The organism is Burkholderia sp. L-4 (genome assembly GCF_056856535.1).
On sequence record NZ_JBXEOX010000001.1, the window covers coordinates 1,431,684 to 1,455,839 of the forward strand.

16 protein-coding genes, 1 tRNA gene and 4 pseudogenes are annotated in these 24,156 nt (G+C 61.4%); 12 read left to right on the top strand and 9 right to left on the bottom strand.

The genetic code is table 11. The features are described from left to right. Positions 1-4 precede the first annotated feature (4 nt). The 5 genes from AC1VVG_RS06750 to AC1VVG_RS06770 all read right to left on the bottom strand — a co-directional run bounded on the left by AC1VVG_RS06750 (position 5) and on the right by AC1VVG_RS06770 (position 5,523). Positions 5-1,384 (bottom strand): MATE family efflux transporter, encoded by a 1,380-nt coding sequence (locus AC1VVG_RS06750; RefSeq protein ID WP_482835400.1) that lies wholly within the window; start codon positions 1,382-1,384, stop codon positions 5-7. A 10-nt stretch (positions 1,385-1,394) separates the two neighbouring features. Beyond that, a complete protein-coding gene (locus tag AC1VVG_RS06755) occupies positions 1,395-1,718 on the bottom strand; it encodes a DUF2288 domain-containing protein (protein WP_034186677.1) in 324 nt (107 codons plus the stop codon). A 73-nt stretch (positions 1,719-1,791) separates the two neighbouring features. After that, entirely contained in the window at positions 1,792-3,411 is a 1,620-nt protein-coding gene (locus AC1VVG_RS06760) for an acyl-CoA synthetase (RefSeq protein ID WP_482835401.1), read from the bottom strand. Positions 3,412-3,779: 368 nt separating this feature from the next. After that, positions 3,780-4,481, bottom strand: a complete 702-nt coding sequence (locus tag AC1VVG_RS06765) for a peptidoglycan DD-metalloendopeptidase family protein (RefSeq protein ID WP_034186679.1) — start codon at positions 4,479-4,481, stop codon at positions 3,780-3,782. A gap of 130 nt (positions 4,482-4,611) precedes the next feature. Continuing rightward, entirely contained in the window at positions 4,612-5,523 is a 912-nt protein-coding gene (locus tag AC1VVG_RS06770; RefSeq protein ID WP_482835402.1) for an aldose epimerase family protein, read from the bottom strand. 478 nt (positions 5,524-6,001) lie between these two features. Between AC1VVG_RS06770 and AC1VVG_RS06775 the strand changes: the two genes are divergently transcribed. After that, the gene (locus tag AC1VVG_RS06775) at positions 6,002-6,832 is read left to right on the top strand and encodes an undecaprenyl-diphosphate phosphatase (RefSeq protein WP_482835403.1); all 831 of its coding nucleotides are present in this window, start codon (positions 6,002-6,004) and stop codon (positions 6,830-6,832) included. 170 nt (positions 6,833-7,002) lie between these two features. Beyond that, positions 7,003-7,079: transfer RNA gene (locus AC1VVG_RS06780), tRNA-Arg, on the top strand. A gap of 104 nt (positions 7,080-7,183) precedes the next feature. On the opposite strand, the pseudogene AC1VVG_RS06785 reads toward AC1VVG_RS06780, so the two are convergent. Further along, positions 7,184-7,402 (bottom strand): annotated as a pseudogene (locus AC1VVG_RS06785) (transposase); the annotation flags it as partial. Positions 7,403-7,862: 460 nt separating this feature from the next. On the opposite strand from AC1VVG_RS06785, the gene AC1VVG_RS06790 reads away from it, so the two are divergent. From AC1VVG_RS06790 to AC1VVG_RS06820, 7 genes are all read left to right on the top strand, one after another. Next, entirely contained in the window at positions 7,863-10,862 is a 3,000-nt protein-coding gene (locus AC1VVG_RS06790) for a type VI secretion system Vgr family protein (protein WP_034186681.1), read from the top strand. Next, the gene (locus AC1VVG_RS06795; protein WP_034186682.1) at positions 10,862-11,731 is read left to right on the top strand and encodes an ankyrin repeat domain-containing protein; all 870 of its coding nucleotides are present in this window, start codon (positions 10,862-10,864) and stop codon (positions 11,729-11,731) included. Before AC1VVG_RS06790 ends, AC1VVG_RS06795 begins: the two co-directional genes overlap by 1 nt. 43 nt (positions 11,732-11,774) lie before the next feature. Further along, positions 11,775-12,212 (top strand): hypothetical protein, encoded by a 438-nt coding sequence (locus AC1VVG_RS06800; RefSeq protein ID WP_473376461.1) that lies wholly within the window; start codon positions 11,775-11,777, stop codon positions 12,210-12,212. 71 nt (positions 12,213-12,283) lie between these two features. Next, the gene (locus AC1VVG_RS06805; RefSeq protein WP_069705438.1) at positions 12,284-12,742 is read left to right on the top strand and encodes a DUF1795 domain-containing protein; all 459 of its coding nucleotides are present in this window, start codon (positions 12,284-12,286) and stop codon (positions 12,740-12,742) included. A gap of 21 nt (positions 12,743-12,763) precedes the next feature. Continuing rightward, on the top strand, positions 12,764-17,029 hold the full coding sequence (locus AC1VVG_RS06810) for an RHS repeat-associated core domain-containing protein (RefSeq protein WP_226251735.1): 4,266 nt from the start codon (positions 12,764-12,766) through the stop codon (positions 17,027-17,029). After that, positions 17,029-17,655 (top strand): hypothetical protein, encoded by a 627-nt coding sequence (locus AC1VVG_RS06815; protein ID WP_124609340.1) that lies wholly within the window; start codon positions 17,029-17,031, stop codon positions 17,653-17,655. Before AC1VVG_RS06810 ends, AC1VVG_RS06815 begins: the two co-directional genes overlap by 1 nt. 244 nt (positions 17,656-17,899) lie before the next feature. Further along, positions 17,900-18,259 (top strand): imm11 family protein, encoded by a 360-nt coding sequence (locus AC1VVG_RS06820; RefSeq protein ID WP_482835887.1) that lies wholly within the window; start codon positions 17,900-17,902, stop codon positions 18,257-18,259. 144 nt (positions 18,260-18,403) lie between these two features. Here AC1VVG_RS06820 and AC1VVG_RS06825 read toward each other — a convergent pair. Beyond that, positions 18,404-18,587: pseudogene (locus AC1VVG_RS06825) on the bottom strand (IS3 family transposase); the annotation flags it as partial. Between the two features lie 90 nt (positions 18,588-18,677). Here AC1VVG_RS06825 and AC1VVG_RS06830 point away from each other — a divergent pair. The 3 genes and pseudogenes from AC1VVG_RS06830 to AC1VVG_RS06840 form a co-directional block, all read left to right on the top strand. Beyond that, positions 18,678-18,890: pseudogene (locus AC1VVG_RS06830) on the top strand (IS30 family transposase); the annotation flags it as partial. Between the two features lie 133 nt (positions 18,891-19,023). Next, positions 19,024-19,566 carry a hypothetical protein gene (locus AC1VVG_RS06835; protein WP_482835404.1) on the top strand — a complete coding sequence of 181 codons (543 nt, stop codon included), beginning with the start codon at positions 19,024-19,026 and terminating at the stop codon, positions 19,564-19,566. A 223-nt stretch (positions 19,567-19,789) separates the two neighbouring features. Beyond that, positions 19,790-20,062 (top strand): annotated as a pseudogene (locus AC1VVG_RS06840) (transposase); the annotation flags it as partial. Between the two features lie 239 nt (positions 20,063-20,301). On the opposite strand, the gene AC1VVG_RS06845 reads toward AC1VVG_RS06840, so the two are convergent. Continuing rightward, positions 20,302-21,345 (bottom strand): IS110 family RNA-guided transposase, encoded by a 1,044-nt coding sequence (locus tag AC1VVG_RS06845; RefSeq protein ID WP_482835405.1) that lies wholly within the window; start codon positions 21,343-21,345, stop codon positions 20,302-20,304. A gap of 948 nt (positions 21,346-22,293) precedes the next feature. After that, positions 22,294-24,111: a glutamine--fructose-6-phosphate transaminase (isomerizing) gene (gene glmS / locus AC1VVG_RS06850; RefSeq protein ID WP_124669799.1), complete on the bottom strand. Its 1,818-nt coding sequence runs from the start codon at positions 24,109-24,111 to the stop codon at positions 22,294-22,296. Between the last annotated feature and the right edge of the window lie 45 nt (positions 24,112-24,156).

Here is a 24,156-nt window from a genome sequence, read left to right on the forward strand (position 1 = left end):
GCCGTTACGCGCGGGCGGCGGACGCGGCGTGCGCGTCGGCGCCGATGCGCCGCAGCAGCCCGGGCAGGTAACGCGCGAGCGTCGCGCCGCGCGCGGCCATGAACAGCAGCAGCGCGAACCACAGACCGTGATTGCCGAACGTGCCGACGGCCGCGAACGTGGCAACAATGAAGATCGAGAGCGACACGACCATCGCGCGCATCAGCGATCGCGTTTGCGTCGCGCCGATGAAGACGCCATCGAGCAGGAAGCCCCAGACCGACACGATCGGCGAGATCGCAGCCCACGGCAGATAGCGCAGCGCGACGGCGCGGATCTCGACCTGGTCGGTCAGGCGCGCGACGATCCAGCCGCCCGCCGCCCAGTAGGCGAGCGCGAACAGCAGCGCGCCGAGCGCCGACCAGAGCAGCGTGACGCGCACGGCCTGCCGAAAGGCGCGGCGGTCGCGCGCCCCGGCGGCCGCACCGACGAGCGCCTCGGCCGCATGCGCGAAGCCGTCGAGGCCATAAGCCATGAAGGTCTGGAAATTCAGCAGCAGCGCGTTTGCCGCGAGCGTCGCGTCGCCTTGTCTTGCGCCCAGGTGCGCGAACCAGCCGAACGCGCCGAGCAGGCACAGCGTACGCAGGAAGATGTCGCGATTGAGCGCAACCAGGCGCTTGAGCGCGGCGCGCTCGGCAAGTGCGCGTACCGCGATCGGCGCAAGGCCGCGCGGGCGCAACCGCCACAGCATCCACGCACCGAGCGCGAAGCCGCAAGCGTCCGCGGTGGCGGTCGCGGCGCCGATGCCGGCGATGCCCCAACCGAAGCCGTACACATAGAGCAGGACGGCACCGATGTTCACCGCGTTGATGAACACCTGCGCGACCAGCGCCAGCCGCACACGCTGTACGCCGAGCAGATAGCCGAGCACGACGTAGTTCGCGAGCGCGAATGGCGCGCTCCAGATCCGCGCATGACTGTACGCGAGCGCCGTCGCGCGGACGGCGTCGCTGCCGCCGAGCGCGGACAGTGCGAACGACAGCAGCGGCACCTGCAGCGCGAGCACGGCGCTACCGAGCGCGAACGCGACGATCAGCGCGCGCAGCAGGTTCAGGCGAATACCGGCGGTGTCCCCGGCGCCGTGCGCCTGTGCGACGAGGCCGGTCGTCCCCATCCGCAGGAAGCCGAAACCCCAGAACACGAAATTGAAGAACAGCCCGCCGAGTGCGACGCCGCCGAGATACTGCGCGCCGTCGAGGTGGCCGGCGACGGCCGTGTCGACGGCGCCGAGGATCGGCTGGGTCAGGTTCGCCAGGACGATCGGGAAGGCGAGCGCGAGGACGCGCCGATGCGTGACGGTGGCCGAACCGGCGCCGGCTCCGTGCGCTAACGCGGATTCGGACATGGCGGACGCGTCAGGCGCGTTCCTGCACGCAGACCCACGGCGAGACGACGACCGCCCACAGCTCCGGGTTGCGCGCCGCGTAGTCGGCGGCGGTCTCGGCGGGCATGCGCGCGACGAGACCGGCCGACAGCCAGCGCGTGACCTGTTCGGCATCGTCGCTGGCGACGGCTTCCGCGACGCTGACGAGATCGAGGTCGCGCGCGACGGACAGCAGCTTGCCCTGCGCGAAGAAGCGTTCGAGATCGCACCAGTCGATCTTCGCGGTTTCGCCGAGGAGTTTGGCGTAGAGCGGGCTGTGCGACGCGCCCGCGGCGGATGGCTGATCTGAGGACATCGTTTTCTTGGAAAAACTGCGTGGCGCCACTATAAACCATCCGGCCGCACGGGCCGAGCCGGTGGTGAGCGGCCTACGCGTCGCGCAACGCGCGGCGCACGATCTTGCCGGTCGCGGTCATCGGCAGGCTGTCGACGAACGCGATCGCGCGCGGGTATTCGTGTGCGGCGAGCCGCGTGCGCACGTGGGCCTGCAGCGCGAGGACAAGCGTGTCGTCACCGACGTGGCCGGGGTTCAGCACGACGAACGCCTTGACGATCTCGGTGCGCGTCGCGTCGGGCACGCCGACGACGGCCGCCATTCGCACCGCCGGATGCGTGAGCAGGCAGTCCTCGATCGGCCCCGGGCCGATCCGGTAGCCGGCGCTCGTGATGACGTCGTCGTCGCGGCCGACGAAGCGCACGAAACCGTCGGCGTCGAGCGTGCCCGTATCGCCGGTCAGCAGGTAGTCGCCCGCGAACTTGTCGCGCGTCGCATCCGGGTTGCGCCAGTATTCGAGGAACATCACCGGGTCGGGGCGGCGTACCGCGATGCGACCTTCGACGCCCGGCGGCAGCGGCGTGCCGTCCGCGTCGACGATCGCGACCGCATGACCGGGTACCGCCTTGCCGATGGCGCCGGGCCGCGCGTCGAACAGCGCCGCGCAGGACGACAGCACCATGTTGCACTCGGTTTGCCCGTAGAACTCGTTGATCGTCACGCCGAGCGCGTCGCGCCCCCAGGCCGTCAGTTCGGTGCCGAGCGATTCGCCGCCGCTCGCGACCGATTTCAGCGACAGCGCATGGCGTTCGCGCGGAGCCGCTACGGTGCGCATCAGCTTCAGCGCGGTGGGCGGCAGGAATGCGTGCGTGACGCCGTGCCGCGCCATCAACGCAAACGCCGCGTCGCCGTCGAACTTCTCGAAGCGGCGCGCGAGCACCGGCACGCCGTGATGCCACGACGGCAGCAGCACGTCGAGCAGGCCGCCGATCCATGCCCAGTCGGCCGGCGTCCAGAACAGGCGTGCATCGCGCGGGAAGCATTGCTGCGACATCTCGACACCGGGCAGGTGGCCGAGCAGCACGCGATGGGCGTGCAGCGCGCCTTTCGGTTTGCCCGTCGTGCCGGACGTGTAGATGATCACCGCCGGATCGTCGGCAGCCGTATCGGCCGGCACGAACTCCGGCGTTTCGGCGGCGAGCGCCGCGTCGTAACGCAGCACGCCCGGCGCGTCGGGCGCATCGTCGCCGACGCAGTAGACGGTACGCAGCGTGGGCAGCTGCGCGCGCTGCGGCGCGATTTTCGCGTAGCCGGCCGCGTCGGTGACGAGCGCGGCGGCCCCGCTGTTCGCGAGCCGGTATTCGAGTGCATCGACGCCGAACAGCGTGAAGAGCGGCACCGCGATCGCGCCGAGCTTGTACGCCGCGAGATGCGCGACAGCCGTTTCGGGACCCTGCGCGAGAAAGATGCCGATCCGGTCGCCGCGTTGCAGGCCCGCACGCACGAGGCTGTTCGCGAAACGGTTAGAGGCATTCTTCAGATCGTCGAACGTCATCCGAAACACGTCGCCTTGCGCCGTTTCGTAGATCAGCGCGAGGCGTCCGCTGCCGTCGGCCCATTTGTCGCAGACGTCCACGCCGATGTTGTAGCGCGCCGGAATGTTCCACCGGAAGCGGGAGAGCAGGTCGTCGTAGCGGTCGGCGGCGGGCAGCATCGATTGTCTCCTGGGTGTCGATCGTGGCGTCGGGCGCACGGCTTACATCAGGTTTTCACGCAGACGAATCCACAATGGGGTCTGCTGATAGGGAATGCTCGGGCTCGTCCAACGGCCGACGCTCGGTGCACGATTCCGGAATGACGCATAAGATCACGACAAAACAGTGATGTGACCATGGATTTGCTTCTGATAGCTGCGGGGTTCAGCCTGATCGGAATCGGTGCGCTGGTGGCGTTTGCCAGTCACGTCGATCCGTTGTCCGGCCGTTTCACCGGACGTCTGCGCAAGCGCTGACTCGACCATTCCCGTTTTTCGCCGCGACGGCACGCGATGCGCGCCGGCATCGCGTGTCGTCCGTTGGTCGCTCAGCGGGCCGGCAGGTAACGAGACGGGTCGATCGACCGGCCGCCGTAGCGCAGCTCGAAATGCAGCGCGACGCGATCGCTGTCGCTGTTGCCCATCTCCGCGATCGACTGCCCCTGCGTGACCGACTGGCCTTCCTTCACCAGCAGCGCGCGGTTGTGCGCGTAGGCGGTCAGGTAGTCGGCGTTGTGCTTCAGGATGATCAGGTTGCCGTAGCCGCGCAGCCCGTTGCCGGCATAGACCACGACACCCGGCGCGGCCGCGACCACCGGCGTGCCCGGCGCGTTCGCGATGTCGATCCCCTTCGATTTCGAGCCGTCGAACGTGCGCACCACGTTGCCGGCCGCCGGCCAGACCAGCGCGATGCTCGTGGCCGGTTTCACGGCCGATTCGACCGGCGCGGAAGGGGCCGGGCGGGCGCGTCCCGCGCTGCCGGTGCCGGTGGTCGACGGCGTCGATGCGGTGGCCGTGCCGGGCGGCGGCGCGACGCGCAGCACTTGACCGACTTCGATCGCATCGGGGTTCGCCATCTGGTTCCAGCGCACGATGTTCTGTACCGACGTGCGGTTGTCGCGCGCGATCTTGTAGAGCGTGTCGCCACGCTCGACGCGATAGAACCCGGGGCCGACGGGCGCGGAGCCGCACGCGACGAGCAGGGCCGCGCAGGCGGCCGCGAAGAGTCGCTTCGTTGTTGTTCCGAACATTGAACCTCGCAAAACCCCGCCGCGCGTGACGCGGCAGGCAACACAAAACGTCCGATTTTAACGGGTTCGACCCGAGCACCGCAGTTTCGTGCCGCTGCCGGGGCCCTTGCGCGCCCGTTCGGCGCGCCGATCAGCCGGCGAGCGGCCGCACGCGAATGCGCAGCGCGGCCGTTTCGGTCGCGCCCGGCGCAAGCATGCGCAGCCCGAGGCCGTTGTGGATCGCATCGGGCAGGCCGAGCCACGGCTCCACGCAGTAGAAGTCGGAATCCGGCTTTTCGGTCCAGGTCGTGACTGCGTACCAGGGGATCGAGCCCGGCGCGTCGAGCGCGATCTCGATCGTGCGGCCGCGGCCCGGCATCACGATGCGCACCGGCGCGGACGGTTCGCCGTCGAGGCAGTGGAAGCGGTCGAGGATGTCCGGATTGTCGAGGCGGTAGCGGGCTTCGCCGGGTTCGAGCGGGCTGATCGAGCCGTCCGGACGCTGCTGGCAGCTGCGGGTCGGCGGCAGTTCGAGGGTGGTTTCCGCGCGTTCGCCATGCGGCAGCGCGAAATAGAAATGATGACCGGCGTAGTAGGGCAGCGGCGTGTCGCCGCGGTTGGTCGTCGTCAGCGCGACGTCGAGCGTATGCGCGTCGGCCAGCCGGTAGGTCGTCTCGAACCGGAAGTCGAACGGGTAGCTTGCGCGCAGGGCGTCGTTCGCGTCGAGCGTCATCGACAGCGCGGCACCGTCGGCGGACGGATGCGCGTCGAACGGCAGGTCGCGCGCGAAGCCGTGCATCGGCAGATCGCGGACCACGCCGGCGGCGTCGCGCCAGCGGCCGAGTTCCCCGTCGACGCGGTGGCGGCCGAGGAACGGAAACAGCAGCGGATTGCCGCCGCGCACGCGTGCGAGGTTGCTCCAGTCGGCCGTTTCCGGCCAGAAGATGACTGGTTCGCCGTCGACGTGCCAGGACAGCAGGCGGCCGCCGAATTGCGGAGCGACCCGGACGAGCGACGGGCCGGCGTGAAGTTCGTGGATATCGTGTTGCTGGAAGATCGGCATGGCGAATCGGGTTGGGCGGGTGGACGGAGCAACGCGCGTTCCATTATCGGGCCGCGGCTGCTCGGGGAAAACCCTTCTCGGGAAATTGCGAGTTTTTAACATTGTCAACGGTCGGGATAATGCCTCTAAACCGGTGATGTTGCCGGGTCATGACACTTCGTGGAGGGGGCCATGGATCTGGCAATGGCAATGGGTATCGCACTGTTCGGCATGTTCACTGGCAGCACGGTATTATTTTTCTATCAGCTCGGCCGCTGACGGCAATTCCTGCCGAAGTCGACAGGCCCGCCATGCAAATGGCGGGCTTTTTGCTTTCTGGTCCCTTACAAATTGCAAGCGTTTGTGTGCATTGCCGCAATAACCTGCCAAATGCCTTGGCGCGGTAATCCTGGCTCGGCATAATCGGGGCGCGTTTTTCGGACGCGCATCGCGTCGTCCGTCTTTCTCCCCGCTTAATCTCGACTAAAAGGACCGACGCGTGAGCCTCTGGTTTCTGGTATTCCTGAGCGTCCTGCAGGGCGTCACCGAACTCTTCCCCGTCAGCAGCCTCGGCCATACGTTGCTCGTGCCGGCGCTGTTCGGCATGCATATCGACAAGCACGCGCCGCAACTGCTGCCGTTCCTCGTGGCGCTGCACCTCGGCACCGCGCTCGCGCTGCTGTGGTACTTCCGCGCGCGCTGGATCGCGCTGATCGGCGGCTTCTTCGCGCAGCTCGGCGGCCGCAAGAACGACGACGGCCACCTGATGTGGGCGCTCATCATCGGGACGATCCCGACCGGCATCGTCGGGCTGCTGCTCGAGAAGCGTATCGAACGCGTGTTTCATGACCTGCGGATCGTGGCGATCGCGCTGATCGTGAACGGCGTGCTGCTGTGGCTCGGCGATCGCATCCAGCGCAGCCACGCGCACCAGGCGCCCGAGAAGATGACGTTCAAGCAGGCGTTCTTCGTGGGTCTCGCGCAGATCGGCGCGCTGATTCCGGGTTTCTCGCGCAGCGGGCTGACGATGATCGCCGGCAATGCGGCCGGGTTGACGGCCGAGAAGGCGGCGGAATTCTCGTTCCTGCTCGGCACGCCGATCATCTTCGCGGCGGGCGTGCTCGAGCTGCCGAAGCTGTTCCATGCGCGCGACCAGCTCGCCGACGCGCTGCTCGGCGGCGTGCTGACGGCGATCGCCGCGTACCTGAGCGTGCGATTCCTGATGCGCTATTTCGAAGGGCGCGGCCGGCTCGCGTCGTTCGGCGTGTATTGCGTGATCGCCGGCGTGTTCTGTCTCGGCTGGTTCATGCTGCATCCGCAGCCGGTTTGACGCGGTGATGGCTCGCTTCGCGTGATGTGGCGCGATGATCGGGTATAATTTCGGGCTCGGTTTCGTACCGGGCCCGTTTTGTTTCGGGGCTTTGAGTTTGGCGGTGTTGCTGCTGCTCGAAAGCCCGGCGCGGAATGCGGTCCGTGGCAGGCCGTGTCTTTTCTCCCCGACCGCCCTTAGCTCAGTTGGATAGAGCAACGGCCTTCTAAGCCGTAGGTCACACGTTCGAATCGTGTAGGGCGGGCCAGTCAAGTCAAGCACTTACATTCGCGCTCTCGCTGCATCAGCCATCGATCGGTCGTCCATGTGACCGTGGTGTAACCGGATTTGGGTAATCGATGGCGGCTCGTGACGCTCCGGGATCCAACGCTTGAGCCGCTCATTCTCCGATTCCAGTTCCTTGAGCCGGCGGACATCCGCCATATCCATGCCGCCGAATTTGTCGCGCCGACGATAGAACATCCGTTCCGAGATGTTGTGGCGCCTGCACAGATCCTTCGCGTGTTCGTCCGGGCGCTCTGCCTCGCGCAAAATTCGAATGACCTGTTGGTCGGTAAATCGCTTTTTCATCGAGTTCTCCTTGCCGCTAGAGTAAAAAAGAACTCGCTTGCCGAATGGCTGCAAGAAGCGTCCCAGGTCACGGCACTGGATGCCGGGCAAGCCCGCTTCAGCGTTCGTACAGGAATCGGAAATCCGGCTCGTGATCAACGAGCAGCGTTTCGTTCAATTCAGTCTCGACGAGTTGGGTCGCGTGATGGATCGACCTTTTACCCCGTACGTGCCAATTCCCTGCTTCGTACAGATCGCGTTGGTCACGCGGGAGAGGCCGTTGCGGTACTGCGACGCGGTGAACCCTCCACCGCTACCCAGCCGCATATTAGATAAGCGGACGGACAAGGGTATCAGCAAGGAAATTGCAACGAAATTTCAGGTATCTTTCGCTGGCAAACGTTTTGTCCTACAGTAGCGGGGCCTCACGCTGGCGAGCCAGTTGGGGACAGAACCTGAGACGAAAATAAAGGGAATTCAAATGAGTTTCGCCCCGAATGGCGGTATTCCGGCCGGTTCCGGCGGGAATCTGTTGGGCTCGCTGAGCGCGCTCGGCGGCCTTGCCGGGCCGGTTGCGTCCACGGTGGCAGGCCAGATCGGCCCCCTCGCCGGTGTCGCAGGTCATATCGACACCGTGCAACGCGCCGTCCAGCTTGCGCAGACCGGCTTCTCGCTCATGAACAAAACGCCGGCCGCGATTGCGGACGCGCTCAACAATGCGGTCGGCGGCGTTGCTCGGCTGACTCAGCTAAATCGATACGTGACCATCGACTCGCCGCTTGGTTCGGACGTGTTGCTGGTCAGTACCGCGGTCATCGATGAGCACGTCAATCGGTTGCCGGAGATCCACCTGGATTTGCTGTCACACCAGCATGACCTGGTACCCGATCAGCTGATCGGTCAACCGATCAAAATCCGATTCGATGAGAGCGCGCGGCAGTCCACGCTGGAGCGTATCGTCTCGTCAGGGGGGGCCGACGGCATCCGCTACTTCGACGGCTACGTCACGTCGTTCGATCGGGCCGGCAATCCGGGCAAGGTGACGCAATATCAAATGACGGTGGCGCCGTGGTTCTGGTTTTTGACGCGCTCGACCGACTGCCGGATTTTTCAGAACAAGACCGCTCAGGACATCCTCACCGAGATTTTCCAGGATCACGGGTTCACCGACTTCGAGTTCGATATCCGGACCGCACAGAAGCCGCTCGAATACATCGTGATGTATCAAGAGTCGTACTACAACTTCTGTGCGCGTCTGATGGAGCAGGAAGGCCTGATCTGGACGCACCGCTACGAGAAGGAAAAGCACTTCCTTGTCATCGGCGATACGAATTTCGTTTTCCGCCCGATCGACGGGCTGGCCAACCTGCCATATGCCGCCAGCGCGGCGAGTGAAGACAACGGCATCGACCAGTTGCATGAAGGCCGACGTTTCGGTGTCGGCAAGATCGCTTTTCGCGACTTCAATCACCAGAACCCATCGTCGCCGCTGATGCTGGCGCAGGCAGAGCCGGAGAATCTCCGACATGCAGGGCTCGAGACAACGGAGCGTTTCGAGCACCAGTCGTTGTTCGACCACGGTGATGATGGCGACCGTTACGCGCGCATTGCGATGCAGGCAGAAGAAGCGAGCGCGCATCGGTATACGGGCAGCGGCTATGCGTGGCGGATGACGACCGCAGGCAGCGTGACGGTGACGAACCATCCAGTCATGGCCAACAATCAGGAATACGCCATTCTGCACGTTCGCCACGAGGCCGTGAACGACTATACGGAACACAACGCAAAACTGCCGTACCGCAATACATTTTCTCTGCTCCCGAAGAAGTTTCCGTACCGTTCGCCCAGAAATACCCCGAAGCCCGTCATCCACGGCACCCAGTCGGCAATTGTGGTCGGCCCGAAGGGCGAGGAAATTCATACGAACGGCAGTGCGGTCAAGGTGCACTTCCTGTGGGATCGCCGCGGCAAGCTGGACGGCTCGGATTCGATGTGGATCCGCGTATCCCAACCGTGGGCGGGTGACGGTTGGGGGGCAGCCGCCATTCCACGGATCAAACAGGAGGTCCTGGTCGCGTTTAACCAGGGAGACCCGGACAATCCGGTCATTGTGGGCCGCGTCTACAACGGCGAGCAGGGCAATCCTTATCACGGGGCTGCCGGGCAGACGATGGGGATCAAGAGTCAGACGCACAAGGGGGCCGGCTCGAACGAACTGCGGTTCTCCGACGTGAACGGTGCGCAAGAAGTCTTTCTGCATGCGCAGAAGGATATGAACACGGTCATCAAGGATTCGGAAACGCACACGGTCGAAGCCGGCGCGCGCACGGTGTCGCTGCTCAAGGGCAGTGAGACGAAGCAGATCGCGCAGGGCGGATTGAAGGAAACCATCGCGCTGACTCGCGACACCACGGCGAACGTGATCAATACCAAGGCCATCGCGAGCAAGGCCGGCCCCGGCATGCAAAGCCACCAGGCGAGCGACGGCATCGAGCACCGTGTCGGCGACGGCGTCGTGACGATGACGCCGGACAGCATCAAGCTGACCTTCGGACCGTCCACGATCGTCATCAATGCGAACGGCATCTATCTCGACGGGCCGGTCATCCACCTGAATCGCGGCAGCGCGCAGTCCGCGGAACAGGCGCTCGCGCTCGAGTGGGCCGCCGAACAGGCGACGATCGCGAAGGGGCTGGCGAGCCCCGACCCGGCGACGCGCGCGGCGGCAGCCAAGCTGGCGAGTTCACTGAAGGCGCAGCAATTGGCGAAACTCGCGGATCACGTGTATCACCCGAACGATCCGCCGCCGACCGGGTGGAAGATGGCGACCAACGATCCGGAAGCGTTGAAGGCTTTCGGGCTCAAGCCGAGCGACTTCGAGAAAAGCGGTAGCAACTTCGGGTCGCAGATGTATATCCCGGATCCGAAGGTCTTTGGCGACAGCATGAAGCCGACGGTGGCGTTCAAGGGGACCCAGCAGCTCTTCGGCGAAGACATGAGCAACAACATGGCGCAAGGTCTTGGCGCCGATGCGCCGTATTACCGCAATGCGGTCACGATCGGCAAGAACATCGAGACCACCGGCGCGTCGGCCGGTGTCGATTTCACCGGGCATTCGCTCGGCGGCGGCCTGGCGTCCGCTGCAGCCGAGGCCAGCGGCGGTTCGGCGGTGACCTTCAATGCTGCCGGCCTCAATCCGGAGACGGTCGCGCAATACGGCGGGACCGCCCAGGCGGCCAATATCACGGCCTATCGCGTCGACGGGGATATCCTGACCGGCCTGCAGGAAGGCCGACTCGGGCCGATCAGCGACGGCACGGCGGCGCTGATGCCGAAGGCGGTTGGCAGCCCTGTCACGCTCGACGGTGAAAGCGTGACCACGGTCGGCCGTCACCTGATGGGTGACGTGACGAACGGGATCAACCAGCAGGTCGCGAAGGATCAACTCGACCTGGCCTCCCAACTGAATTCATCTCACTGATGCGATACAAGAAAGCGATAACCGCCGGCGCGATTGCCGCACTCGTTGGAGTGTCCTCGCCGCTCTGGTGGCCCACTCAAGCTCAAGGGACGAACATGACTGGCTTCAAGCGTTACGCACCGGAAGATTTCTTTTCGGGGCAGCAACTTACGTTGGCTCAGGCCATTCATGACGGCGATCTCGGCCGCGTTCAGCAGCTCGCGCCGAAGACTGATCTGAATGCGCCGGGCGCGAAGAATACGACACTGCTGTCGTATGCGGTGCAGGAGATCGTGCCGGTCAAGAACGATGCATCGAACCCGCGCTACCAGATCATTTCGGTGCTCCTGAAGAATGGGGCTGATCCGAAGGCGCCTGTCGGTGCAAATGGCGGCTCGGTTGCGGATATTGCGCTGCGGGCAGACACACCGAACCTGCTTCGCGTGCTGCTCAATGGCGGGCTCGATCCGAACTGGCTGTACAACGGCGACACGCCGATGATTTTTGCAGTGTCGGAGAACCGGCTGCTGCCCCAGTTGAAGCTGCTGATCGAGCACAAGGCGAACGTGAACGCTCGCGATTCGCTCGGGAAGACGGCACTTTTCGAGGCGACGATGATTCAGCAGTGGGACATCGTCGATTATCTGCTCGCGCACGGCGCGGATCCGAAGATTGCCAGCCAGCTCGGCGTGTCGTACGGGTGGGTGCTGCAGAACGAGTTGAAGAACCATACGACCGCGGATTCCCCGGCGCGTACGCGTATCGAAGAGATTCGTCGCAAGATCGTCACGGCCGGCGCGCCGTGGCCGCCGCTCGATCCGAAGGCGCAACGGGCAGCAATGCGCGCCCGCGGCGAGAAGGTTGTGACGCCGGCCGGTCAGACGGATTGAACGCTCGCGCGACTGTTGAAGCGTCGTGCAATGGATGCGGGAAATGACGAACGTTTTTGATTCGACACCGCGTGTCAGGCGAGAGATAGTCCTCGGCGTATCGGGGGGGCTGTACGTCCTCTCGCTTACGATGCCGGCGATGTATTTCGAAAAAGAAGCGTCGCTTAGCGGGTTGTCGGTTCTCGCCCAGGGCTGGTGGGGACTGTTCATGCTCAATCCAGCATGGCTCGCCAATCCGCTTTACGTGGTTGCGGCCGTCCAGCTCGCCCGGAACCGGTATACCCGCGCGAGCCAGTTTTCGGCCGCTGCGCTTGCGTGTGCGCTCTGTTCACTGTTCACGACGAAGTGGTACTTCAACGAAGCGGACGCGACGCCGATATCCGGCTACGGCGTTGCATTTTATGCGTGGCTCGTCGCGCATATCGTGTTGCTCACGGGCAGCTTGCGCTTGCGCCGGGAAAGCCCCGTCGCGCCACGGTGAAAATGAATGTCGGCGCCTGTGGATGCTGATTTCGACCCATTCCAACAACTACACATCACGAGAGAACTCGCATGACGGATTCCGAAAACCGTATCCGGATTCACGAAGGCAGCATCGTGCTGCCGAACGGTTTCGAGGATCGGACGACCAACCTCTTCGTGCCGGCCGATACGGCCGCACAGCCGAACCTCAGTGTCGCACGCGACTGGCTCAAGGACGGAGAGGCCCTTGCGCCGTATATCGATCGTCAGATCGCGCTGCTCAAATCGCGGTTGCAGGGACACCGGGTGCTTTCGCGCCAGGCTGAACGGCTTGGGCCTGAAATTGATGGACTGCCCGGGGAGCGCATCGACGCTGCCTATCGGAACGGTCCGAAGACCGTTTTTCAACGGCAAGGTGCATTCATTGTTGCCCCGGGGCGCGTGCTGATCTTTACCGCATCGAGCGCGAAGAGTTTCGGCGAAACGCTCGACGCATTGTGGCGCAACTGGCTCGACGGCTACCGTCCGGCAGAACAAGAGTCGGCATAACAACAGCAAAGGACAACCATCGTGTACGAAGCCGCACGAGTCACTGATCCGATCGATCACACCAGCGCGCTTGCGGGCTTTCTGGTCGGAGCCGTGTTGGGCATTGCCCTGATCGCCGCAGTCGCCTTCGCCACATTCACATGCGGATTCGGCGTGGCGTTGCTGGCGGGGATGATGGCCGGTATCGGAGCGCAGGCTCTCCTATCAATAGGGGAGTCGATCGGCAAGATGTTCAGTTCGCAATCCGGCAACATCATCACCGGTTCATCCGACGTGTACGTCAACTCCATGTCGGCGGCCTATGCGACGCTGAGCGGCGTGGCTTGCAGCAAGCACAATCCCATCCCGCTTGTCGCGCAAGGCTCGACGAACATCTTCATCAACGGGCGGCCCGCGGCGCGAAAGGACGACAAGATCACCTGCGGCGCGACGATCGCCGACGGTTCGCACGATACGTTCTTTCACGGCGGCACGCAGACCTATCTGCCGGTCGACGATGAAGTACCGCCGTGGTTGCGCACTGCGACGGAATGGGCGTTCGTGCTGGCGGGGCTGGTTGGCGGGTTGGGCGGGTTGTTGAAGCAGGCGGGCGGACTGTCGCGGGCGGTCTTGCCGTGTGCTGCGAAGTTCATCGGCGGGTACGTACTGGGTGAGGCTTTTGGGCGTTATGTTGCCGGACCCGCGATCAACAAGGCGATCGGCGGGTTGTTCGGCAATCCGGTAGATGTCACGACCGGAAGAAAGATCCTGTTGGCGGAATCGGAAAGCGACTTCGTGATCCCGAGCCCGATGCCGGTCGCGATCAAGCGGTTCTATTCCAGCAGCATCGACTATGCGGGGACACTCGGGCGCGGCTGGGTGGCGCCGTGGGAGCTTCGTTTACATGCCCGGGACGGACGTCTCTGGTACACCGACGCGCAAGGACGTGAGAGCGGATTTCCTTTGCTGCGGGCCGGGCAGGCGGCTTTCAGCGAAGCTGAGCAACGGTATCTAACCTGTACCCCGGACGGGCGTTACATCCTGCACGACCTCGGCGAGACGTATTACGACTTTGGTCAATACGATCCAGATTCCGGCCGTATTGCCTGGGTGCGCCGCATCGAGGATCAGGCGGGACAATGGTGCCAATTCGAACGTGATAGCCGCGGCCGCGTCACCGAGATTCTGACGTGCGGCGGTTTGCGTGCCGTGCTCGATTACGAGCCGCAGCATGAACGGCTGGGTTCGGTCACGCTTGTGCATGGCGAAGAGCGTCGATTGGCTGTCGCTTACGGATACGACGAAAACGGGCAGTTGGCGTCGGTGACTGACGCGAACGGGGCGGTCGTACGGCGATTTACTTACGTCAATGGCCTGATGACGAGTCACACGAACGCACTGGGTTTTACGTCGTATTACGTGTGGTCGATGATCGACGGGCAGCCGCGGGTTGTCGCGACACGCACCAGCGAAGGCGAGGAGGCGACGCTCGAATACGACATCGATGGTCGTCAAACCCGTGTTCGGTACGCCGATGGCCGCACTGCGCACTGGCGCTTCGACGCACAGTTCCAGATTGTCGAGTACACCGACTTCGACGGCGGACTCTACCGGATTAAGTACAACGACACTGGCATGCCGGTGATGCTGATGCTACCGGGTGAGCGCACCGCCGAGTTCGAGTACGACGACGCAGGTAGGATTGTCGTTGAGAGGGATCCACTTGGCCGTACGACTCGCACTCGTTACGACGGCAACAGCATGCGGCCCGTGGAAGTTGTCGGGGCGGACGGCGGCGCCTGGCGCGCGGAATACGATCCACAAGGCCGGTTGCTGTCGACCAAGGATCCGCTTGGCCACGAGAATCGCTACGAGTATCCGAAGGGATTGACCGCGTTGCCGATCGCACATATCGACGCGCGTGGCGGACGCAAGAGGCTCGAGTGGAATCGTCTCGGAGAATTGGTTGCCTATACCGACTGCTCAGGTAAAACCACGCGCAGCAGTTTCGACGCGTTTGGACTGCCGCTTGCGCGGGAGAACGCCCTGGGGCAGCGCGTCGCATATGACGTACGTCCGACCGGCGAGCCACGTCGCATCACGTATCCCGATGGCAGCACGGAAACTTTCGAATACGATGCGGCTGGGCTCGTCGTGCGGCATGTCGGCCTCGGAGGACGGATACAGCAGTCACTGCGCAATGCCCGCGGTCAACTTGTCGAAGCGATCGATCCTGCCGGACGACGGACCCGCTATCACTATGACGTAGCGGGGCGCCTGCGCGAACTCCAGCAGGACCACGCACGCTACGTGTTCACGTACAGCGCGGGCGGCCGTCTTTTGACCGAAATGAGGCCCGATGGTGTCCAGCGGCGATTCGAGTATGGCGAAGGCGGAGAATTGCTTGCTGTGGACATCGTGGGCTCGCCGGACCGTCATGCGACGGCGGATCGGCCGATCCGTACGATTCGATTCGAACGCGACCGGATGGGTAACCTGAAGGTCCAGCATACGCCGACCGACGTTACCCGTTACGAGCGTAACAAGAATGACCAACTGGTGAAGGTCGAACGTACACCGACGGCCGCCGGTACGGCACTCGGCATCACGGCGAACGTGGTGCGTTTCGAGTACGACAAGGTTGGTCGTCTTGTCGCCGAGCACGGTGCGAATGGCGACGTTGAATACGACCTTGATGAACTGGGCAACGTGATATCGCTTGCGCTGCCCAACGATCAGACGCTCAGGATGCTGCGTTATGGCTCCGGTCACGTTCATCAGATCCGTTGCGGTGATCAGGTGGTGAGCGACTTCGAGCGTGACGACTTGCATCGCGAGATCGCGAGAACGCAGGGAAGGCTGACTCAGCGTTTTGCCTATGATCCGCTTGGCCGAAGAGTCTGGCAGTCCGCTGGCTTCCAACCGGACGCACTCGGTCGAGGACGCGGGCAGTTGTGGCGTAACTACGGCTACGACGCGTCAGGCGAGCTGATCGAGACCAGCGACTGCCTGCGTGGCAACACGCAGTACAGCTACGATCCGGCCGGACAGCTGACACGTCGTGTGAACACCATGGATCGCGAGCTCGAGGAATTTGCCTGGGATGCCGCTGGCAATATGCTCGACGGCGCACAGGGTAAGAGTCGCGGATACGTCGAAGGCAATCGTCTGCGGATGTGGCAGGACATCCGCTTCGAATACGATCCGTTCGGCAATCTGGCGACGAAGCTTCGCGGAGCCAACCAGCAGCAGCGCTTCACATACGATGGGCAGGACCGGCTGATCATGGTGCGCACGGAGGACGCGCGTCGTGCGGTCGAAACGCGCTTCCAGTACGATTCTCTGGGCCGACGTATTTCGAAGACCGATACCACTTTCGACGTGCGTGGCGTGAAACTGCGCAGCGAGACGAAACGGTTCGTATGGGAAGGCTTGCGCCTCGCGCAGGAAGTGCGCGAGACAGGCGTGAGCAGCTATGTGTACAGCCCCGATGATCCGTACTCACCGGCTGCCCGCGTCGATGCGGTGATCGCGGAGGCCCTGGCCGCGGCCGCGATCGATACGGCGAAGCGCGCGTCGCGGATTTATCACTTCCACACGGATCTGGCAGGGGCGCCGCAAGAGGTTACCGACGAGGCTGGCGAGCTGGCCTGGGCGGGGCAATACACGGCGTGGGGCAAAGTCGAGCCGAGCAAGCGGCAGCTCGCCACCGCGCGGACAGATCAGCCGCTGCGCTATGCCGGTCAGTATGCCGACGAAAGTACGGGGCTACACTACAACACGTTCCGGTTCTATGATCCGGACGTGGGACGGTTCATCAATCAGGATCCGATTGGGTTGGTGGGCGGCGACAATTTGTACGCGTACGCATCAAACCCATTGACCCGAGTCGATCCGATGGGGTGGTGTTCCACAAAGCTCGGGGAAAATATGGGGGCTCGCCCGCATGATGGTATGGCGAACCACCATCTGATTCCTGAAGAACTCATGAAGCACCCTGACTTTGCGGCTATGTTCAGCCGGTTGCGCGGGATGGGATTCGATGGCGATGGTGCGTCTAATGGCATATTCCTGCCCGGTAGCTCCAAGCTTGCCCAAACGCTGGAGCTCCCAGGGCATTGGTCGAACCACGGGCAATACACTGCGGCCATTGAAACTGAGCTAACGAAACTTAACCAACAATTCCTGGCGGGCCGTCTCAGTGATACGCAACTTGTGCTAGGTGTCGGGCGCATTCAAAATATGGCGAGAGAAGGATTGGAGTCCGGTAAATATTTGGTTGATGCAATAACGGGAAGGTTACTTTGATGAATGCACGTTTCTTTGTTGTTAAATACCGCGCTGGAGACCCAGGCTGCCCTCCATACCTGTCGGGAGAATTGAACCGTGCTGAATGGGAGTGGCCGATGTATGTCGCTGATCCGTTTGGCGTCGATGTAAAGCATGAATATATTTTCACACTATCAGATCCATCGATTTCGATTGATTTCGATTTCTACGGAACGCAAACGAATTACGTGTCAAAAGAGTTTTTGGCCGCATGTGAAAAATTGGGAGTTAGATATAGGGTGGTCCCCATTGGTATCGTTGCGGGTGGAAAGCCGGCGGGTAATAAGGCGTATTCAATTTTCTTGCCGGCAGATCATGAGTCTCTGCTTGATCGACAAAAGTCGGACTATTCCGAGGACCGGGATCTGGAAACAAAAGAGGTCGCCGAGAATAAGTTGTTTCCAGGGACTCCAATGTATAGTTGGATCAAAACCTTCATTCCGCGCGACGACTGTGCTAGCAATCTTTTTAGATGTACCGAAACAATGGAGCTGGTATGTAGTCAGGAGTTTAAGTCGGAAGTGGAGCGATGCGCATTGAAAGGTATTGATTTTTCGCCGATCGATGAAAGCTATTCCTATGATCCTTGGGGTGAGGCACCGTAGGCCGCTACTTATCTGGGTGCTATGATTTGGATGTGAGGCAATGTGTGAGTGACGTTTACGGTTTGAGGCAGGATGAAGCATTTCAGCCTCTCGTTCAAGTCGATGATGACAGTGAAATCGCATATGACAAGAGCGTAGCTATACGAGCAACCGCTCTCTGTGGGCGGGGGGGGGCCAAGACTATGGCCCCGTTAAGCTTACGTGGGGCACTTCGCGCAGAAAAAAGACCAGCGACGTTCATACGATACTATCTCCGTTTCTCGTGTTTAGTGAGAGGGCGCTTGATGTATTGGCGCCGGTACTTCGTGACAGCGGGGAGATATTGCAGGTCGAGGCCCCGATAAAAGACATGTTCGGATTTCATGTAACCCGGGTGATAGAGAATGCTGTCGATTTGGACGCGTCAAAATTCAAGATTTACCCTCAGGCAACGGTTTTTAATAAAATATATCTTCTGAGGAGCTGTATCGAGGGGATTGATATATTTCGCTTAAAAGAAAGCCCTGCAACAGTATTTGTATCCGAGCATTTCAGGGGGCTTGTGGAACAGAATAAGTTAAAGGGATTCAATTTTGGAGAGATTATTTCGCAATCTGATAAATAGGATTGCTCAACTCTCGGTGACCGATCAGAGCATGGTGCGGATAGCCTCGCTTTCGCGAGAGTAACTTGTGAAATCATACGTTGGAGGCGACTTCTCGGCCTCCATGCGCGTGACTGATCCTGCCTCGTTTTCACGTACAGCAACTCATGCGGCGATCAAGCTGGCCTCGTAGTCGACGGGGGGTAAGGAAGTCGATTGAGGTATGCAGGTGTTGTCGATTGTAATAGCCCTCGATCCAATCGTCGATATCCACACGGGCGTTGGCACGCGTTTCGTAGTGAGTCTGGTAGATTCTTTCGGCCTTCAGCGTCTTGAAGAAACTCTCCATCCGGCGCGCGACTGGCGTATTGGGTGGATTCAACCGGTCGTCGCAACACCTTAATCCAGGAGGTGTTTCATGGGTCGTCCATCGAAGTGGATACAACAGTTGACGAGGCGAGGAGCGATGCGCTCGCCAGGTGCACCATCGCTTCGGCACGAGGTTGAGCGCCAGTCTTGAGAGCAGGTTGCGACCGGAATCACAAGCGAGAAGGCTGCTGTGGCAGTTGGCGTGTCCCAGGCGGCAGGGACACGCTGGTTTCGCGAGCGTGGCGGTATGCCGTTGTTCATGGCAAGTCCAATATCCGGCAGGTAGAGGGTGCCTCGAATAAGCAGAAACCTGTCGGCATAAACAATCCTAACAAGGATGTTTATTTGTCTGCGGCGGACGAACATTTGGCGGAAAAATCAAATGTACTGAAGGGCGGGAAGGGAGTGATGGGGTGTTGAAAAAGATAGTCTGGTCGGAGAACTCAATATTCAATGTGAAGTTGAGTGAGAATTTATTTACACTTGCGCAGATGAGATGTAATCATCTAATGCAATTTTTTGATGTAAGTAATGAAGATGGTGCTTGGTCTGGAGTGGACCTAAATACTGTTCCTGAGTTATTTTCGATTTATGTTGCGGAAAATAAGTTAAAGCCAATTCTGGTTGAGAAAATCGACGAAAGCCGAGTTTCTCCTAATCTCAGACCGGCTCCAAAGCTTATGTTGAGTTTGAAAATTGATGGCCCCGGCGAGTTTGGCGCTGATTTGATTGAGCTAAGTGAAACTTACTCTGTTGACGGGAAAAAAATCGTCAAGCAGAAACTTTCTTCTCAGGAGGACCTGGATTCCATCCGGCGCTATGAATTGGCTGGAATGGTGGGCGATCCGAACAAGATCAAGGGCAGGCTGTTAAGGTTTTTTGAGAGTGGAGTGAACTGGGATGACTCAAAATATTTTATCTTTAAAGATGTGCGGTTACCACATGTAATAAAGAACTAGCGGGGTGTGATCTCTCGGTTGAATGGGCGGGCAGGGCGGTACGTGGTTCTTTGCTGTATTGTTCGGTATTGGATAAGCGATCCTTGCTTATATCAGAAAATACGCGGTGTGCGTAGGTTTCAGTTCAAGATGTTGGCTATGGTGACCCTGACCTAGGAAATAGTCCAGTGCAAAAGTAGAGAAATTCGGCATGATGTGTCCAAACGGGCATAAAGGCCATGCCATGAAGACGAGCAAGTTTACGGAAGAGCAGATCGCATTTGCACTGAGGCAAGCCGAGCTGGGTACGAAGGTCGAAGAGATCTGCCGCAAGCTCGGAATAAGCGAGGCGACTTTCTACAACTGGAAGAGGAAATTCGCAGGGTTGGGGCCTTCTGAGCTGCGCCGCTTGCGCCAGCTCGAAGAGGAAAACGCGAAGCTGAAGCGGCTCGTGGCGGACCTGAGCCTGGACAAGGCCATGCTCTGCAGGACGTACTCGCAAAAAATGTATGGTCCGCCCCGGCTTTGCAAGGCGAGCGTTGTCGATCCGACGCATGTCAGTTTGCGTAAATGTATCCGGCCTCTCGCGAGTCGAACGCTTTTGGCGTTCAGGCCATGATGAGATCTGCGCGTACCGTTCCTAATAAGCTGGTTCGGACTTGCTAGCCCGCTTTTTTGACCAAGGCTTACGACACGCCAGTCAACTGTTGCGTCATCTCGATTCCACGTCCCTGCAAACTTGAAGTCGATTCGGTTCTAGAAGCGTGGATCCATTTTTTCGTACAGGGCGCCCGGGCGCGTGAGTACAACCCACGCGACGCGAGCAAGTTTGTTCGCCAGCGCTATCACGACCTTGTTGTGATGCATCCTGCTCTCGAGCGTATCCAGCCATCGCCCGAGCCGATCTCTTGAGCGATCCAGATGCATCAGACAGGACTGAGCGCCCAATACAAGTAAGCGGCGCAGGTACGTATTGCCGCGTTTGCTGATGCCCAAGAGCGTAGGCTTGCCGCCGGTCGTATGCTGACGCGGAACGAGGCCGATCCATGCAGCCAAGTCACGTCCGCTGCGGAATTGCTTGCCATTTCCAATGGCTGCGCACAAAGCGCTTGCCCCAAGCGGGCCAATTCCCGGAATCGTCGTGAGGCGCTGTACAACGTCATCGTGCTTGGCAGAGGCTTCGATCTGACCGGAAAGTGCGGTGACGCGCTCGTCAATACGCAGGAAGTCCGACCACAGATCCGTCAGCAGCTGTCGCATCGTCGGCGTCAGATCGTTGGAATCGTCCGCGAGAATGCGAGTCGCATCGCGTCGAAACATGCCGATACCGGTGTGGATTGCGATGCCGTATTCGAGCAGAAAGCAGCGAAACTGACTCACTAGGGCCGTGCGCTGATGAACGAATTGGGCACGCACGCGGTGCAGCGCTTGCATGTCAAGTTGCTCGTGGCGTTTGACAGGGACGAAGCGCATCGTTGGGCGTGTTACTGCTTCGGCGATTGCCTCGGCGTCGAGCGTGTCATTCTTGTTCGACTTCAGGTAGGGCTTGACGAATTGGGCCGGTATCAACTTGACGTCGTGGCCGAACGCGATCAGTTTCCTTGCCAGCCAATGGGATCCCGGACAGGCCTCCATGCCCACGAGCGCGGGAGACGCGGTTGCAAAGAACTGTAGCAAGGCGTCGCGACGAAGCTTGATTCTCAGGGTGGGCCGTCCATGCTGGTCGGCTCCGGCGATGTGAAACGTCGTCTTACCCAGGTCGACGCCGTAGACGGCGCAGCTGTGAGAAACGATACGCATGATCATTCTCCGACGGTTTCGGGGGCTTCAGTATCCCCCTTCAGGGAGGGGCGGACCATCCTATTAGCTCTGAAGCCTGCCCGTCGGCGCATGTTGATCGATGAATTGCGTGATCGCGATCGAACCAGCCTGACGAAGACTTGCGCGTTGTTTGGCATGTCTCGTTGGCTGTCTCGGTATCAGTCGGTTGCGCGTGATTCGTCGGCGCTGCTCATGCGTATCAAGGAAATCACCGCCACGCACGTGCACTATGGGTATCGGCGCGTTCACGTGGTCCTGCGACGGGAAGGCGGGTGAGATAACTGCAGCGTGTATACAGGCTGTATCGGGCGAAGGGCCTTTCACTGCGGTTCAGGGGCAGCGTACCTTCCAGCAAGTCGGCCATTTCGGTTCCCTCCGGCGGGTGGTGAACGGGCAACCCAAAGGATGCTCGTTACCCCTGATGGCTGACATTCTGCATGTACTACGGCAGCGAGTTCATCCCGAAGGCAATGGATCGCTGGGCATATGAACGTGGCGTTGAACTGGATTCCAGCCAGTGCAATCCGCTGAAATGCGGAGTGGGGACGAACTGCGGACTTTTTCCGATCTCGATGCCCAGGCGTTCTCGTGTGTAGTTGTCCACGACGGTCAGAGTCCGAAGGCGTCGCCCATCGAATAGTGCATCTGCACCGGGAGCTTCCAGATCTCTACAAGGTTCTCCCGTTGCTCCTGCACCGTTGCCAAAGTGGGACGGTAACGTGCAAATACTGACCAATGGCGCAAAAGACGCGTCGGCATCGCTGCGTACTACGAATGCCCCGCACGTCGAATCCCGAAAAGCCTCGCTGCCGATTCGTTCCGGAACCCGTCCGGTTGCCACGCGAATGCGCCGCGCCTTCCAAGATTGATCGGGCGTCAGATATGCTCGCGCGCCGGCTCATGCATATTGTCCGAATCCAGCCCCCATCACTCCACCGTCACCGATTTCGCCAGATTCCTCGGCTTGTCGATATCCGCGCCGCGCAAGCACGCCGCGTGATACGCGAGCAACTGTAACGGCACGACGTGCAGGATCGGCGACAACAGCCCGTAGTAATCCGGCATCCGCAGCACCGACACGCCTTCGCCGTTGTCGATCCGCGTATCCGCGTCGGCGAATACGTAGAGCTGCCCGCCACGCGCCCGCACTTCCTGCATGTTCGACTTGAGCTTTTCGAGCAGCGCGTCGTTCGGTGCAATCGTCGCGACGGGCATCGTGTGCGTCACGAGCGCAAGCGGCCCGTGTTTCAGCTCACCCGCGGGATACGCCTCCGCGTGGATATACGAAATCTCCTTCAGCTTCAGCGCCCCTTCGAGCGCGATCGGATAGTGCAATCCGCGCCCGAGAAACAGCGCGTTTTCGTGCTGCGAGAATTCCGCCGCCCAGCGCTCGATCTGCGGCTCCAGTCCGAGCACGTCTTCGAGCGCACCGGGTAGCCGTCGCAACTGCATCGTGTACCGCGCGAGCTGCGCGTCGTCGACGTAGCCGCGCAACCGCCCGAGCGTCACGGCAAGAATGAACAGCGCGACGAGCTGCGTCGTGAACGCCTTGGTCGACGCGACGCCGATTTCCGGGCCGGCCCGCGTCAGGAAGCGCAGGCCGGTTTGACGCATCATCGCGCTGGTCGGCACGTTGCAGATCGCCAGCGTGTCGATATGGCCGAGCGCCTGCGCGTACTTGAGCGCGGCGAGCGTGTCGGCGGTCTCGCCGGACTGCGACACGCTGACCACCAGCGTATTCGGCATCGCGAGCGCGTCGCTGTAACGGTATTCGCTCGCGATCTCGACCTGCGCGGGTATGCGCGCGATCGTTTCGAGCCAGCGGCGCGCGGTCAGGCCGGAATAGTGACTCGTGCCGCACGCGAGAATCAGCACGTTGTCGATCTGCTCGAACGCTCGCGCGGCATCCGGGCCGAACACGGCCGGATCGAACAACCCCGCGTCCGGGATGGTCGCGGCCACCGCCTGCGGTTGCTCGAAAATTTCCTTCTGCATGAAATGCCGGTACGGCCCGAGTTCGACCGCACCCTGCGCGGACGAAACGGTTTGTATCGCGCGTTCGACCGGTGCGCCGGTGCGATCGAGCACGCGTACGCCGCCTGGCGTCAACTCGACGATGTCGCCTTCCTCGAGAAAGATGAAGCGGTCGGTGATACCGGCGAGCGCGAGCGCATCGGACGCAAGAAAGCATTCGCCGTCCTTCACGCCGACGACGAGCGGCGAGCCGGCCCGCGCGCCGATGAGCCGCTGCGGTTCGTGTTTGCTGAACACCGCGATCGCGTAGGCGCCGTGCAGCTGCGCCGTCGCATCGCGTACGGCGGCGAGCAGGTCGCCGCGATACTTGCTGTGGATCAGGTGGGCGACGACCTCGGTATCGGTCTGACCGTCGAATTCGTAGTGCTTGTCTGAAAGTTGCTTGCGCAACGTTTCATGGTTCTCGATGATGCCGTTGTGCACGAGCGCGATCTCGTCGCGCGAGAAGATCGGGTGCGCGTTGCAGGTTGCGGGCGCGCCATGGGTCGCCCAGCGCGTGTGGGCGATGCCCGTGCTGCCGGTCAGGCCGGCGCTGCGCACGTGCGCGTCGAGATCGGCGACGCGCGACATGCTGCGTTCGCGGCGCGCCTGGCCGTTGACGACCGTCGCCACCCCGCATGAATCGTAGCCGCGATATTCAAGGCGGCGCAAACCTTCGATCAGAATCGGGACGATGTCCCGTTGCGCGACCGCGCCGACGATGCCACACATGACACGTCTCCTTCCCTGTCAATTCTCCTGGACCGCATGCACGCT